Here is a 14235-nt window from a genome sequence, read left to right on the forward strand (position 1 = left end):
CTCTTTGCGTAGCTTTACGGCGCTATGTACAAGTCCTTGTTGAAGCCGCTCCTGTTCCAACTCAATGCTGAACAGGCCCACCATCTTGTCTTCGGTAGCTTGAAGCGCTCGGTTCAGGTGCCTGGCACGGCCGCCTTGCTACGGATGCTGTACGATTACCAGCACCCTAGTCTGGAGCGAGAGGTGTTTGGCCTCAAGTTCAAGAACCCCGTGGGCTTGGCAGCTGGCCTAGACAAGAACGCCGAACTAACGGACGAGCTAGGTGCCCTAGGCTTCGGGTTTGTCGAGATTGGAACAGTAACGCCACGCCCCCAGCCCGGTAACCCAACACCTAGGTTGTTCCGACTACCATCCGACGAAGCACTTATCAATCGGATGGGCTTCAATAACGAAGGCGTAGCCGTAGTAGCGGCGCGGCTGCGACAGCGCCGCTCTCAGGTTCTTATTGGGGGCAACATTGGCAAGAACAAAGACACACCCAATGAGCAGGCCGCCGACGACTACGTAGCGTGCGTAAAAGCCCTCGCTGATACGGTCGACTATTTTGTGGTTAATGTCAGCTCGCCGAATACGCCCAACTTACGCCAGTTGCAAGAAAAAGAGCCGTTGATCCGGTTGCTTCAGCAAGTACAGGAAGCGAACCTAGCTCAACCCACTCCCCGCCCCCTGCTCCTCAAAATCGCCCCAGATCTAACTGATGGGCAGCTAGATGATATTCTGACTATTGCCCGTGAAACCCAGTTAAGCGGCTTAGTAGCTACCAATACCACTATCAGCCGGGCAGGCTTGCAGGCATCAGAAGCTAGCTTAACTACCATCGGAGCGGGTGGGCTTAGCGGACGGCCTTTGCGCCAGCGAGCTAACGAGGTAATCCGCTATTTGCATGGTCGTACCGAGGGAGCCTTGCCGATTATTGGCGTGGGCGGCATACACTCCGCCGCTGATGCTCAGGAAAAGCTAGCGGCGGGTGCCACGCTTGTGCAGCTTTACACAGGCTTTGTTTACGAAGGCCCGGCCTTAGTCAAGCGCATCAATCAAGCTTTGAAGAGTAACTGAGTGGCTTCGCACTGAGTAACTGAGTGACGTTCATTGACCACACTCAGTTACTCAGTCATTCCTTCAGAGCTTTACGCCTACCTTCCACTCGATAACATCAGCAGAGCCGCGGTGCACTTTCAAGTCGACGGCGCCGAAGAGTAAGTCTGTGAATTGGTACTTCAATCCTATCCGTTCGTAGTAGAACTTATTGGATTTATAAGGATTATACACATAGATGCCGAGGTGCGTTACGAAAGCTAGCCGACCGAATAGCAGCTCATGCCCAACCAAAACGCCTCCCTTTTTTACGTCAGGCAGTTTCTCGCCGGCGCTGGCCGTGTCGCGGAGTTCTGCGCTCAATGAATGGTCGTAGAAGCCTTCTAGCCCCACTAGCAGGTTACTCTTTCGGTTGATGCGCCGGCCCCCAATCACTGATACGGAGTTGACCAGGTACTTACGCCGGTCTGCTTCATCGCGCTGCTTAAAGCCTAGGCTGGTGCTTAGGTTGATGAAGTTGCGCCCAATGTCGGTTGGTTTATCAGCATCGGTGATTGGCAACGCTTGGAAGGCACGTTGCTGATGGTAGTTGAGGCCCAGCATTACCGAGGGCAGGTTGATACCAAAGTTCGGCTTTGTGGTGGCACCGTTGGAGTAGTGATTGAGCCCAACCCCCATCAGTAAGCCCACGCGCTCCGACAATGCCACATCATATTCCAACCGCATTTGGATGGTGGCGTTGAGATGCGAGCTGATAATGTTGTTCTTATGATTGGTCTCCTGGTTGAAGGCGTTGGGGAAGTAGCCCACGCCGGTGCCCAAGCGAAAGTTGACCTCTTGGCGAGCTGTACGCCAGAATGACTTGTTTATGTACACGGTAGCCGCGTACGATTGACCTAGGGTAGGATTATGGTAATCGTAGTACACTAGCGCTAGCCCAATCTTCGGGTAGCGGTACCATGCGTGCCATGGTGCGGAGCCGTTGGTTTGGCGTTGTAGGTTTAGCTCGAAGCCAGTGGGGTGCGACACAGCTAGGTGCTTCACCGCAGGTGTGTGAGCAAGGATAAAGCTTCCTTGCGCGTAAGCACCAATAATTAGTGGGCCAGCGGGTAGCGTCGGCGACGCTTGTTGCGCTTGGCCACGTTGTGGTATTCCGAATACCAAACCGAGTAACGTAAACCCAGTGATGAGTAGGCGAGATGCGGAAACGTAAGGCATAACTAGCAAGCAATGCCTCAACTAACGCAACCAACGCGCCACAGTTACGGAAACGATTATTTCTCTCGCCTAGGGTAAGCCATTCTTATTCTTTGGCTTGAAGGAAACGTGACCTCGATTTTACTCATTTTTTATGATTTATTATAAGCTAGGCCGCAACTTTTTATTTTTTTCTACGCTATAGACGCCCATACATCACGCTAGCAACGCAATTCTAATTGCCTGCGCTTCTAACAATTGACTTTAAAGTTTACCTACCTTTTTTATGAAAAAGCTCGCTCTCCTCACGCTCGGCCTTGCTACTGCTTCTTTGGCCCATGCTCAATCTGGCTTCCGCATCGGAGTCCGTGTTGGCGGTACCTACTCGACTATTGGTGGCAAGAATGCCGACCAAGTTGGCGGCCCTAACAGCGGTGCTGACATTAACTACCTAGCTGGCTTTAACGCTGGTCTCTCTTTCCAACTGCCTCTAAGCAGCGACGGATTTTGGACTTTAGCTCCTGAAATTCTTGTAGACCGGAAAGGCTTCAAACGCTCTTATACGATCAGCGACCGTGGCACGCTCACTAGCCAAGGCTACGCCAACAACGTGGAGAAATTCCAGAGCGAAGGCAAACGCATTCTAACGTATATCGATCTACCAATTCCAGTACGGATCAATACCGCTCCTGGTGGCTCAGGTTTATACTTCGAGCTAGGTCCGCAAATTGGTTACATGGCTCGCTCAAGCCAAGACTTCACGCAGACCACTAAGTTTAACAACGGTGACAAAGACAAAACCAGCACCCCAGCAGGCGACTACAAAGAAGACCTGGCTAGCTTCGACATCGGTGGTTTGGCTGGCGTTGGTTACCAAACAGAAGGTGGCATCAGCGTAGGCGTACGTTACAACCAAGGTTTCAAATCGTTGTTCGACACGAAAGACGTAAGCGCCAAATACGAGCCCAAAGCATTCAACCGGATGTTCACGGTACAACTCGGCTACCTACTGCCCCTCGGCAAGTAATACACTAAGCAAAAGGCTGACTAAATGCTAGTCAGCCTTTTCTTTTTACACTAACACACCCTTTTGCTTACCTATTCTGGTCATCTGCATCCGGCCAGGTATTTTCTTACTTATCATGAAAAAGGCTTTCCTTGCAGTAGTTGCTCTACTGCTTATTACCTCTGCTTCTGCTATCGAATCACGCGCACAAGGCGTACGGGTCGGCATCAAGGCAGGCGCTAACTTGTCGAACCTTTCGGGCGACCTACAAGATGAAGATCGTTTCCAAAACAAAACTGGCTTTGTTGGTGGCCTGATGCTCAACGTGCCTCTGCTTGCCGACAACTTCTTGTCGCTGCAACCGGAGCTATTGTATTCTCAGAAAGGCTTCAAGAATGACGGTTCATATCTAAAAGGGTTATATAGCTACAAAGGCAAGGCTACTTATAACTACCTCGATTTGCCCGTACTAGCCAAAATCAAGGCTGGTCCTATCTTCGTAGAAGCTGGTCCTCAATTCAGCTACCTGATCAATCGTAAAGATGAGACCCGCCGCTACCTCAACGGTCAGCAGCTTGACTATAGCTCTGCTGAGCGCGACCTAAGCAACGTTAACCGCTTCGAAGTAGGCTATGCTGCAGGCATTGGCGTACAAGTAGTAGGCGTCATCCTCGACGTACGCTACAATGGTTCCTTCACCGATTTCACTAAGAACGGCTACCAAGGCAACGACCTTCGCAACGCTCGCAACTCGGTGTTTCAAGCTTCAGTAGGTTTCCTGTTCCCTAGCGGCAACTAACGCGTCCGACTTCCTCTTTCTATAAGCACAATGCCCCGCTTTCCTTGGAAGGCGGGGCATTGTGCTTTTTTGCATCGGTGAAAATGTGCTTCCCGTCGATTGTTGCGCGTCAGAACCCGCCTTCGCTTTTACTTTCGAGTTTTCATGCCGCTTCGGGGTTCTTCTATCCTTATCATGCTTGTCCAACCTACGCGCGTTACTTCTGCAGTCTTTTCCCTTAGCTATATGAATAAGTTTTTGCTCGTGACGACAGCCGTGTTTGGCGCTGCTGTATTTGTTATTCCGACCGCCTACGCGCAAGGCATCGGAATTGGTATTGGTGTTAAAGCAGGCGGCAATGCATCACGCCTAGCGGGCGGTATCGCCAATAAAGATTATTACTCCACTAAGTACGGTGGTCATGGTGGCCTGCTGCTGAATGTGAGTTTCTTAAAAGACGGCATGCTGTCGGTGCAACCCGAGGTGCTTTTTTCGCAACGCGGCTATAAGATTGACAACCCGACCTACCAGATGGGAAATAGTACCTTCAACCTCAAAGGCACTTCGTCCTACAATTATCTCGACGTACCAGTGCTCATTAAGTTTAAGCTGAAGAGCTTTTACGTTGAAGCAGGACCGCAGTACAGCCGACTTCTAAACGTGAAAGATGAGGAGCGCTACTTGCTCAATGGCAAACAAGCTAGCCACAGCAATACCGAACCTAGCTTAGCGCGTGTGAATCGCAACGAAATTGGTCTTGCCACAGGACTCGGAGTCCAAACAAATTCTGGTTTGCTCATCGGCCTTCGCTACAATGCCTCCTTCACGGAATTTGCGCAACGCTTTTATCACAATAACGAGTTGGCTAACGCCCGCTTCTCTGTGTTCCAGGCTTCGGTGGGTTACTTGCTGAAGCTGAAGTAAGCACCCCAAACCGCCGGTGAAGCGAGGCCCGACTTTCTACGTAGAAAGTCGGGCCTCGCTTTGTTTGCACACTACCCTCGATTAAGTCATGAAGGGCTACCACTTGCGTTGTAGTTTTGTTGCCCGCAATGATTATCCCCTTCGTTCGTTCACCTCATCCATGAAAACGTTTCTCGTATCCCTGTTGTTGATTGTCAGCTTTGCTTCTACTGGTCTTGCACAAGGCTTGCGGGTAGGAGTCAAATTAGGCGGCACTCTCTCTTATGGGGCAGGCAAAGACGTTCGGGAAAGCAAACTCCGCACGGCTTACCACGGCGGGGCGGTCTTCAATATTGGCCTCGGTATCCTAGGAGACAGTGTCGTTTCGCTGCAACCAGAAGTTTTGTACTCGATCAAGGGCGACCAAGCTACCTCTTACGGGCCATCAATATTGGCGCAGCTCACGTACGTCGATGTGCCCTTGCTGCTGAAGGTCAACGCAGGAGGCTTGTATTTCGAGGCGGGTCCGCAAGTGAGCTATCTGCTTTCCAGCACCCGCAACCCAACCAATGCGACTATTGATTCTATTTCCTACCGCAAATCAGACCTAGGTGTTGCGGTCGGCTTTGGCTACCAAGATCCGAAAGGCATGAACGTGGGCTGGCGCTACACTCGCGGCTTCAACAATATCCTGACGACAAGCGACAAGACCACAGTTGCCGCCGGCACTACTGATCCGGTGCTTCGCAACACCACCATCCAGCTGTACGTCGGCTTCTTATTCAATCGGCTTTTTGGCAAAAAATAATCTTACATACGAAGGCCCTACGCTAAACAGGCCCGCTTCTGTGCTGAAGCGGGCCTGTTTAGCGTAGGTTTTATAACCTAGGTACCCTTAGCTCCGACCTGCCGCCGCGTAATTCTGGTAGAACAACGGTATCGTCTCGATGCCCTTCAGGAAGTTGAATACGCCGAAGTGCTCATTAGGCGAGTGAATGGCATCCGAATCGAGGCCAAACCCGAGCAGCACCGTATCGATACCTAGCTCCGATTTGAACATGGCTACAATTGGGATAGAACCACCGCCGCGCGTGGGCACGGGCTTCTTGCCGTAAGTGGTTTCGATGGCCTTGGCGGCCGCTTGGTAAGCCACTGAGTCAGTAGGCGTCACAACAGGCTCGCCGCCGTGGTGGGGTCGTACTTGCACCGTCACGCCCTCGGGCGCGATGCTGGCGAAATGCTGCTGAAACAGCGCCGTGATTTCGTCGGAGGTTTGATGCGGCACCAAACGCATCGAGATTTTGGCGAAGGCCTTGGATGCAATTACTGTTTTGGCCCCCTCGCCCGTGTAGCCGCCCCAGATACCATTCACGTCTAGCGTGGGTCGGATGCCAATACGCTCTACGGTTGTGTAGCCTTCTTCGCCATACGTGGCTGGCAGGCCGATGCTCTGCTTGAACTCGTCGTCGGAGTGAGGCACGCGGTTGAGTTCGGCGCGCTCGGCTTCGCTCAGCACATCCACCTTATCGTAGAAGCCGGGGATAGTAATGTGGTTGTTCTCGTCATGCAAGCTAGCTATCATCTTGCACAGCACATTGATGGGGTTAGCCACCGCGCCACCGTAGAGGCCCGAGTGCAGGTCGCGGTTAGGACCAGTTACTTCTACCTCGTGGTAGCTGAGGCCGCGCAAGCCTACCTCGATGCTCGGTGTATCGTTGGCAATCATGCCGGTATCGGAGATGAGAATCACGTCGGCCTTTAGCTTCTCCTTATTCTCCCGCACGAAGATACCTAGGTTGTTGGAGCCAATTTCCTCCTCGCCTTCCACCATCACCTTCACGTTGCAGGGCAGGCCACCGTTCTGCATCATCACCTCGAAGGCCTTCACGTGCATGTACACCTGACCTTTGTCGTCGCAGGCGCCACGGGCATAGATCTTATCGTCCTTAATGACGGGCTCGAACGGGCCAGAAGTCCATAGCTCCAGCGGGTCGGCGGGCTGCACGTCGTAGTGGCCGTACACGAGAACCGTTGGCAAGCTAGGGTCTACTACTTTCTCGCCGTATACGATGGGGTTACCAGCCGTTTGGCACAGCTCCACGTTTTCCAAGCCTACTTCTTCGAGGCGTGCTTTGAGGTAGTCGGCTGCCCTGAGTACATCATTGCGAAACTTTGGATCAGCCGATACGCTCGGGATGCGCAGCCAATCCATTAGCTCGTTTAGGAAACGTTCTTGGTTATCTTGAAGGAAGGAAGCCATTTATTGAGAATGAATGTTCGCAGGTAAACAGGAGGCCATAAAGGTAGCAGGCAGGAAGCTTCTCTCATGCTAGAACACAAGGTATCAGCTCTGCATTTAAATTAGATGCAAGTCTTCTATTCTCAACTTAAACAGTTTCTGACTGCTGCTTTAGAAACTGCAGATGCTATAGGTTGCTCTGAAGAAGAAATCACCTACCAAGAAAGAGCTTATGATATTCAGTTTCCATTGGCTTATCGTCTTTTTCTGATATGGTGTGGAAAGACGAAGCTCAGTTGGATGAATGGACGAGATTTCGGATTAGATACGCTCGCTTATAGTTGGGACTCAGCAACTGAGCTCTTAGCAGAAAACCAATCCGTTTTAGAACCTAATGGCTTTGTTTTCTCGGAATGGCAGGGCTACAATTTCTGGTACTTTTTACAAGGAATTGACAACCCACCCGTAAAGCTGTGCATTATACAGAGTGATGTTGATCCGGGCCTCCAAATAATTGAATATGGCCGTTTTACTGATTGGCTTATCAATCAAATTAAAGATTCTATTAAGCTTAAGCAATCACTCAAAAGGATTGATGTTCACGTACCAACCATCTGGACTGAGTTAGATCGAATTGCCAAACTAGTAGCTAGCTAAGCTATTCCGCTTACCGCCGCCCAAACAGCGGTACCCGGCTTTCCGTACCCGCTAGCAGCCGCTGGATATTCGCCCGGTGCGTATAAATCAGCAACCCAGCTAGCACAAAGCCGAAAATGAGCAGCAACGAGTTATCGGGGCGGAACGGCGGCAGTAGTTGCAGCAAGGCAAAAGCTAGGCCTGCCGTCATAGAGGAAAGTGAGACGTAGCGCCAGATAAACAGCATGGCCAGAAACACCAGCAAGCACACGCCTACCGTGAGCGGCGCAATTGCCAGCATCATTCCAAGTACCGTGGCTACGCCTTTTCCACCCCGAAAACCAGCAAAGATGGGGTAAATGTGCCCGAGCACCGCCAAGATGCCGCATGCCAGTTGGAAATACAACAATTGATCTTCCCGGATAGCGCCTTGGTTCAGCATCACTTGAGCTAGCGAAGTGGCAGCCCAGCCTTTCAGCACATCCACGGCCATTACGAGGGACCCAGGTTTCTTACCCAGCACCCGGAAGGTGTTGGTAGCGCCAGCGTTACCGGAGCCGTGCTCCCGAATATCGAGACCGAAGAAGCGTTGCCCCACCCAAAGCGCAGTTGGGATGGAACCGAGAAGATAGGCCAACACGAGCAGGCCAAGTACAACAGGAAGATTCATAGCAAGGAGGGCGGGTTAGGGTGGTCGTCAAATATAGAAGAAGATCTGAGCTGTATACGCAATTACCGAGGCAGATGTGGCAGGGCGCTGTTGTACTACTATTTTGAAAGTTGTATTACCACCACAACGGCCCTCACAAAAAGCCCCGCCACGGGAGAACCGGGCGGGGCTAGGTTGCTATTCACCGAAGGGGTCGTCTTGGCCCTTCTTCTTTTTCTTCTTCTCCTTCTTCGGCTCTTCGGTTGGCGTATCAGTTGGTGAAGCTTCCTCCACTTTATCCTCCTTCTTTTTCTTCTTGCCCGTGTCTTCGGCCGGAGCGGCAGCGGGCGGAGTAGCGTCGGTATCGAAGGCACTGCCAGTAGCGGTCTTGTCCTTCTTCTTTTTCTTCGACGTTTCCTCTACTGGTGCATCGGCGGTCTGGGTGTCGTCTTCTACGACCTCGTTCTTGCCCTTCTTTTTCTTCTTACCGCTTTCCTCCACCGAGTCGTAGTCCTTGCCACTGCTCACCACAGGGGTTATCTTCTTACCCTTGGTATCGACGTTGTAGTCTTTGCGGAAGTGCGTAAGATACGTCTGTACTTCTTGGTCGTCACCTAGGTAGAAGCCGTATTGGGTGGCCGTGTTATAGTCTCCCTTGGCTTTGTAGCCGATGATTTCGTCGAAGCTGCCGTGCTGGGCCTTGGCTAACAGCACGTTGTTGGTGTACTTGAGATAGTACCACGTCAGCGGATCAGCTTCTAGGTACAGTTCTACCGCGTCGCCGTTGGCTTCCTTCTTGATTTCGATGTAGCCGTCGATCATGGCATTGAGGTCTTTCTTGCCGATGCTCACGAGACCAATCTTGCCTACCGAGTACCACGCTTTCTGCTTCTCCGACCACCGTAAGTCTACCTTGTTCAGTACAATAGTGTGCAGGAATTTCGACGACACCTTCTGCAAGGGCACGTAGGTTCCTGCCTTGCGGGTGACGTAGCTCTGCACATCCTTGTTGCCGATGAACTCCCCCATTTTATACAGCTGAGCCGGAGAACCATCTAGGGCTTCGGCTGCACCTTTCGTGTTACGGGTCATGTCGTCGGCCATTGCTTCCACTGCCTTTTCTGGCATGTTGATGTCAAAGGCCAGGAATGTATCTAGCGCGTATTTGTTGCTGTCTGGCTTGGCCGTGCCTAGACCTGCCGCCGTGAGGGTGTAGTCCTTATTGGAGTTGATCAGGTTCAGCTTGCCCCGGAACGTCATGGCCGCTGACGAATCGGCGAAAGTCATTAGGTTGCCTTCATAGTTGTCCGGGTCATTCGGGTCGAAGCGGGCCACTGTGAACAGGTGCTTTTTTGCATCGAAGCCTAGCGTACCGTCTACCGTAAACAAGTTCATGTCCGTTACATCGGGCTTGGTAGCCACGTAAAGCGGGTACAGCTTAGAAGTGCTGTTCGACACAAACAAACCCATATGCATAGGGGTGCCATCTTCGGTCTTCGGCTCCATTAGCTTGATCTTCATGGCCTTCGGATCAATACTATCCTGCACGGCAAACCACTGCGCAGCATCCGGCTTTTTGCTGAACTCTAGGCGCGACTGCCCGTCGAAGGTAAAGCCCCGATGTTGCGAGTTGAGCGTTACGTTGCCGCGGTATGCCACTCGCGGAGCTAGGTGAAATTTCTCCGAGTCGGCTACCTTTGCAACAGCCACCGTTGGTGGCGCAAAAGGCTCATTCGGATCAGCCGCTTTCTTAGCTCGTAGCAGGCTCTTCATACCGCCCTTGCCAGCTTGCGCCAAAGCGCCCCGGGTAGCCGCGGCTGAATCGACATTGAAGCTCGAGAACTTGATAGCAAAGGAATCAGCAGTAGCGTTCTTGTACTTATAGAGTGCCGTACCGGTAAAGGCAGTGCGTGAGCGAACGGTGATTTCACCGTTATACAGGTTGTGAAACTTCGCCAACGTATCCATCACGATACCCGCATTTTTGAAGCTGCGCATTTGGGCGTTAGCCAGCACATACACTTTGCTGCTGTCGGGCATAATCCAGGCATCGGCGGCAGCGATATAAGGCACGCCACCTGCCACTAAGCGGTAGCGACTCAGATCGTACTGCCCCGTGGCGGCGCGGAACTTAAGACCGTGCTGGTCTGGCTTGGTCGAGTAGAAGTACGAGCGCGAAGAGTCGGCACCCGTGGCAACGCGGAGCTGCACAATCTTCTTTTTGAAGTCCCACTTACCACCACTCAGCGTTGTTTTGTATTGAGAATAAGGTAGATCGATGCTCGATTTTTTATCACCTTCTTCTCGCGCAAATTCGGTGTTGCCCCCTTTCACATCGTAGTTGAAGGCTACGTTATTTGCTGTCAGCGCCGGCTTATTCGCCTCCGCCGACTTGATACTGAAGGTAGAGCGTTTACCAGAGTAACTGGTCGGCTTGAAAGCGAATTGCGGCGAGCGAATAAACGACTGCGGACCATCCATCCGGCCATCGCCGTAGAGGCCACCCGGTGTCAGAATGGTAGTACCCTTGAAGCTGTACGCATTGGCATACATCTTCATCGGTTGTCCATCACGTTGGGTACTTAGGTACATCGAGTCGGCCTTTACTACCCATTTCATTTGATAGCCCGGCAGCAATGTCGTGTTCGAGAACTCAACCCCATTGAGCGGACCTTGCCCAATAGTGCCCGTTTTGCCCACCGTCACTACGGAGTCTTTGTAGAAGATAAACTGCTCACTACCGAAGCTACCCGTGAGGTATTTTATGTCGCCGATGCCTTGCAGACCGCGGTTGCTCATGCGGACTTTGTTGAAAAGTCGTCCTTTACCACCGTACAGCGAGAAGCCTTCTTTCGGCACGTCATAATTGAAACCTAGGGCTCCGTCCTCTTGCAACGAGAGTTTGGTTTTGAACGGCGGCATGATATTGCCCGAGTTAAACGTACCCGTAAAGCCAATGGCAGAACGGTTTACGTTGTTGAGCGAATCAATCTTAAAAGGTGGGATATCGAAGTAAACCGTTGTGTCGTAAGCGCCGCCCAGCACTTCGGGGTTGTTGAAGAAAACGTAAGCACCCGTAGAAGCGTCAAACGAGGGGTAGGCACCTAGCTTCTTACGCCCCGACTTGTTATCGGGCCGGTTGATGTAGAGCTTACCCGCCGATTGCTTGTCTTTATTGGTGAGCGTAAAGTCTTTTTCCTTACGCGCCCGCATTACGGAGCCTTTAGAGCCTTTCCCTTTCACAATGACGGAGTCGATCTTCGTGAGGTCGATGAAGAAGCCATCATAATCGAACTTAAACTCCTTGCCCTTGAACACGAAGGCCGAGGCCACGACCGTACCGTTGAACAACACACCGCGGTTCTTCTGAATCCGAATAATGCTGCTATCGGGCCGCACGTACACCGTTACGGAGTCGTCGGAGAAGTTGAAGCGGTCTACCCCGCGCACAATCAGGTCGTTGTTGTTCAGGTTGAGCGTAGCGTTCTTTCCTGATGGCGACAACGATTTGATGGCAATGTGGTCGTAATCCTTCTTGCCGCGCGACGATATGACGTAATGCCTAGCTTTTGGTAGCAGCGTAATTTGGTCGGTCTGCGGATTCCATTGCACGTAGCTATCCTGCGCTAGGCCAGCCACCGCGGAGCGTACGTTCGACTCTTTCAACTTCAGCTCCTGGCACAAGTCCTGTACCGTGAACTGCTTCACGTTGTCATGGTTCAAGCTATACCCCACCACCATTTGCAAGGGATGTAGCTTGTTGATGGCCTTGATCTGCTGGTAGCGCGTGTTCGTGTAGAAGTCCTTTGATTCGAAGTTGGCGGTCACCTGGTTCTTCGCCGTTAGAATAGCAAAGTCGATGTAAGGCGTGCGGAGGGGCCAGGTCAGCATCTCCGTCGTGATTTCCATCTGGTGGTAGGAATCTACATACGGCGTGGCTTTATACAGGCCGCTTTCCCGGGTAAGTTGCAATACCTCCCCGCGCTTTGCGTACTTCAGCTTCACGCCAGGGTGCGTCAGGGAATCGGCCTTATCCTGAAAAATGGTAACGGAAGCCCGATCGGCGGTGATGATAGAGTCACCTAGGGTATAAGCCCGCGAGGCTGCTCGGAACTTCGTCTTGCCGTCTACGTCCACGAAAATGCGCGAAAGTGACTCATCTAAGGCAGCGCTGAGCATGCGGCCACCCGCCATCGAGAAGCCCCCAAAGTAGCGGATATTCTGTCCAATGTTCTTCACCCGCGCATCGTTGGTGAGCGAGATAAAGCGCGGATAACCTGTATCGGTAGTGCCTGCTTTCTTCTTAACAGCTTTGTAAGATAGAGCACCCTGAATGGGAGCCTCCAATACAGACGAATACGTGAGCGTAACTGGCTGAGCCGTAAACTCCGGCTTGTTTAGGTCGAAGTCATAGCTGGTCAGGTCGGCCGTGGCGGGGTTTCCATTGACGGTCCATGCGTACTGCCCGCCTTGGCCTACAAAGCGGTGGCTAGAAGGCACGACAATACCACTGGTTTTGCGCAGCACAATGGAGTCACCGGCACCTGCCATGTACAGGTCGGCATCCTTGATGATAAGCACCGGGCCGCGCGTCGGAGGTGCTAGGTAAGTGTCATATACTGGCGCCGGAGCTGGCTCGGGCTCTGGTTCCGGCTCGGGTTCCTTGGCGGGAGCGGCCGCTTTGGTGGGCGTTTTAGCGGGAGCTTTTGCGACTGGCTTCTTTTTGGGTGTACCCCAGCCATCGTCGCTTGAGGAACCCCAACCGCTGCTGCCAGATCCCGAATCACCCCATAGGTCGCCGGTGTCCCAGCCACTGCTGCTCTTTTTCTTTGGTGCAGCCTTCGCAACTGGTTTTGCTGCCGCCTTTGCCGGCGTCTTGGCAGGAGTAGCTTTGGGAGCAACCGGTGCAGGCGCGGGAGCGGGAGCTACAGGCTTCGGAGGTACAATAGGTGCCGGCGCTGGTAGCGGGTTATCCGTTTCGTTGTAAGCAAAAGAGAAGGTGCCCCCTACTGCACGTAGCGTGCTGTAGCGCGAGTTATACAAAACCTTGGTGTTCAGAAACTGAGCCGTGCTGGTCAGAAACTTTTCAGCTTCAGGACCCGTGTCTTTGTCCACGGTCTTAGCTACTACATCCAACAGCTCATCCATCTGCTTATCGCTGAAAGACTGCACCGTTGCTCCGGCCGTAATAGCTTTAAAAAAATCTTCAAAGTGCGGCCGAGGCTTGAAGCGTTTCGTTAGCATCTGCTGCGAAATACCGACGATTTTGGCTTGCTGCGATGCGGTGAGCTTGTTGCTCGCCCAAAGCTGCTGCAACTTAGCAGCAGCAGCTTTGGCTCCGGTGTAATTGCCGATGGCCATCATCGTCTGCACCTCATTGATAAACTGCCCGGGCTCACTCGACAGCTTGCCCGTGAAGCGAGCTACTGTGGGCGCCGGTGCGGGCGCCTGTTTAGTTGCTTGAGGCTTGTTCTGCTGTGCCCATGCTGGGGTACCTAGCCCCAATAGCAGTACAAAAACCCATCGAAAAGCCGGATGCTTCATACAAATTCTCTCAGACCCTAATAAGACGGCTACAATTTCGTAAAAAAGGGACATACTTTTTGGGGAAAGACCTAAAACCGTGATTCAACGCCACCAAACGCGTTTTTAACTATATAAACCTAGCTAGATATAGAGGTTTTTCTGATTGCAGACTTCTATCGAACCTAGCTTAAGTGCAAAAAATTCTATTTTCTCCTCGCCTTACGCTATCTTAGCTAAACGAGCCAAGTGAACCGACATTGTGCCCG

10 protein-coding genes are annotated in these 14235 nt (G+C 52.2%); 6 read left to right on the top strand and 4 right to left on the bottom strand.

The window, feature by feature from the left end; translation table 11 throughout:
- The first annotated feature begins 24 nt into the window (after window positions 1-24).
- Entirely contained in the window at window positions 25-1056 is a 1032-nt protein-coding gene (locus tag SD425_RS24075) for a quinone-dependent dihydroorotate dehydrogenase (protein ID WP_324673104.1), read from the top strand.
- A 63-nt stretch (window positions 1057-1119) separates the two neighbouring features.
- On the opposite strand, the gene SD425_RS24080 is transcribed toward SD425_RS24075, so the two are convergent.
- Window positions 1120-2253 carry an acyloxyacyl hydrolase gene (locus tag SD425_RS24080; RefSeq protein WP_324673105.1) on the bottom strand — a complete coding sequence of 378 codons (1134 nt, stop codon included), beginning with the start codon at window positions 2251-2253 and terminating at the stop codon, window positions 1120-1122.
- A 265-nt stretch (window positions 2254-2518) separates the two neighbouring features.
- Between SD425_RS24080 and SD425_RS24085 the strand changes: the two genes are divergently transcribed.
- From SD425_RS24085 to SD425_RS24100, 4 genes are all read left to right on the top strand, one after another.
- A complete protein-coding gene (locus SD425_RS24085) occupies window positions 2519-3259 on the top strand; it encodes a porin family protein (protein ID WP_324673108.1) in 741 nt (246 codons plus the stop codon).
- A gap of 115 nt (window positions 3260-3374) precedes the next feature.
- Window positions 3375-4037: a porin family protein gene (locus SD425_RS24090; protein WP_324673110.1), complete on the top strand. Its 663-nt coding sequence runs from the start codon at window positions 3375-3377 to the stop codon at window positions 4035-4037.
- Window positions 4038-4262: 225 nt separating this feature from the next.
- The gene (locus SD425_RS24095; RefSeq protein WP_324673112.1) at window positions 4263-4940 is read left to right on the top strand and encodes a porin family protein; all 678 of its coding nucleotides are present in this window, start codon (window positions 4263-4265) and stop codon (window positions 4938-4940) included.
- A 160-nt stretch (window positions 4941-5100) separates the two neighbouring features.
- Window positions 5101-5727: a porin family protein gene (locus tag SD425_RS24100; protein ID WP_324673114.1), complete on the top strand. Its 627-nt coding sequence runs from the start codon at window positions 5101-5103 to the stop codon at window positions 5725-5727.
- An 87-nt stretch (window positions 5728-5814) separates the two neighbouring features.
- Here the strand turns inward: SD425_RS24100 and SD425_RS24105 are convergent, their stop codons facing one another.
- Window positions 5815-7179 (bottom strand): dipeptidase, encoded by a 1365-nt coding sequence (locus SD425_RS24105; protein ID WP_324673117.1) that lies wholly within the window; start codon window positions 7177-7179, stop codon window positions 5815-5817.
- 105 nt (window positions 7180-7284) lie between these two features.
- Here SD425_RS24105 and SD425_RS24110 point away from each other — a divergent pair, with 105 nt between their 5' ends.
- Complete coding sequence (locus tag SD425_RS24110) at window positions 7285-7815, top strand: SMI1/KNR4 family protein (protein WP_324673119.1); 531 nt, start codon at window positions 7285-7287, stop codon at window positions 7813-7815.
- 10 nt (window positions 7816-7825) lie between these two features.
- Here SD425_RS24110 and plsY read toward each other — a convergent pair whose 3' ends face one another.
- Together plsY and SD425_RS24120 are read right to left on the bottom strand one after the other, a co-directional pair.
- Complete coding sequence (gene plsY / locus SD425_RS24115; protein ID WP_324673121.1) at window positions 7826-8464, bottom strand: glycerol-3-phosphate 1-O-acyltransferase PlsY; 639 nt, start codon at window positions 8462-8464, stop codon at window positions 7826-7828.
- Between the two features lie 177 nt (window positions 8465-8641).
- A complete protein-coding gene (locus tag SD425_RS24120) occupies window positions 8642-13987 on the bottom strand; it encodes a hypothetical protein (protein ID WP_324673123.1) in 5346 nt (1781 codons plus the stop codon).
- Window positions 13988-14235 lie beyond the last annotated feature (248 nt).

Origin of the sequence: Hymenobacter sp. GOD-10R (assembly GCF_035609205.1) — a bacterium.
GTDB lineage: Bacteria > Bacteroidota > Bacteroidia > Cytophagales > Hymenobacteraceae > Hymenobacter.

Excerpts from the sequence above, each read along its gene's own strand:
- SD425_RS24110 (WP_324673119.1), top strand. The coding sequence starts at position 7,285 with ATGCAAGTCTTCTATTCTCAACTTAAACAGTTTCTGACTGCTGCTTTA.
- SD425_RS24090 (WP_324673110.1), top strand. The coding sequence starts at position 3,375 with ATGAAAAAGGCTTTCCTTGCAGTAGTTGCTCTACTGCTTATTACCTCT.
- SD425_RS24120 (WP_324673123.1), bottom strand. The coding sequence starts at position 13,987 with ATGAAGCATCCGGCTTTTCGATGGGTTTTTGTACTGCTATTGGGGCTA.
- SD425_RS24075 (WP_324673104.1), top strand. The coding sequence starts at position 25 with ATGTACAAGTCCTTGTTGAAGCCGCTCCTGTTCCAACTCAATGCTGAA.
- SD425_RS24085 (WP_324673108.1), top strand. The coding sequence starts at position 2,519 with ATGAAAAAGCTCGCTCTCCTCACGCTCGGCCTTGCTACTGCTTCTTTG.
- SD425_RS24080 (WP_324673105.1), bottom strand. The coding sequence starts at position 2,253 with ATGCCTTACGTTTCCGCATCTCGCCTACTCATCACTGGGTTTACGTTA.
- SD425_RS24095 (WP_324673112.1), top strand. The coding sequence starts at position 4,263 with ATGAATAAGTTTTTGCTCGTGACGACAGCCGTGTTTGGCGCTGCTGTA.
- SD425_RS24105 (WP_324673117.1), bottom strand. The coding sequence starts at position 7,179 with ATGGCTTCCTTCCTTCAAGATAACCAAGAACGTTTCCTAAACGAGCTA.
- plsY (WP_324673121.1), bottom strand. The coding sequence starts at position 8,464 with ATGAATCTTCCTGTTGTACTTGGCCTGCTCGTGTTGGCCTATCTTCTC.
- SD425_RS24100 (WP_324673114.1), top strand. The coding sequence starts at position 5,101 with ATGAAAACGTTTCTCGTATCCCTGTTGTTGATTGTCAGCTTTGCTTCT.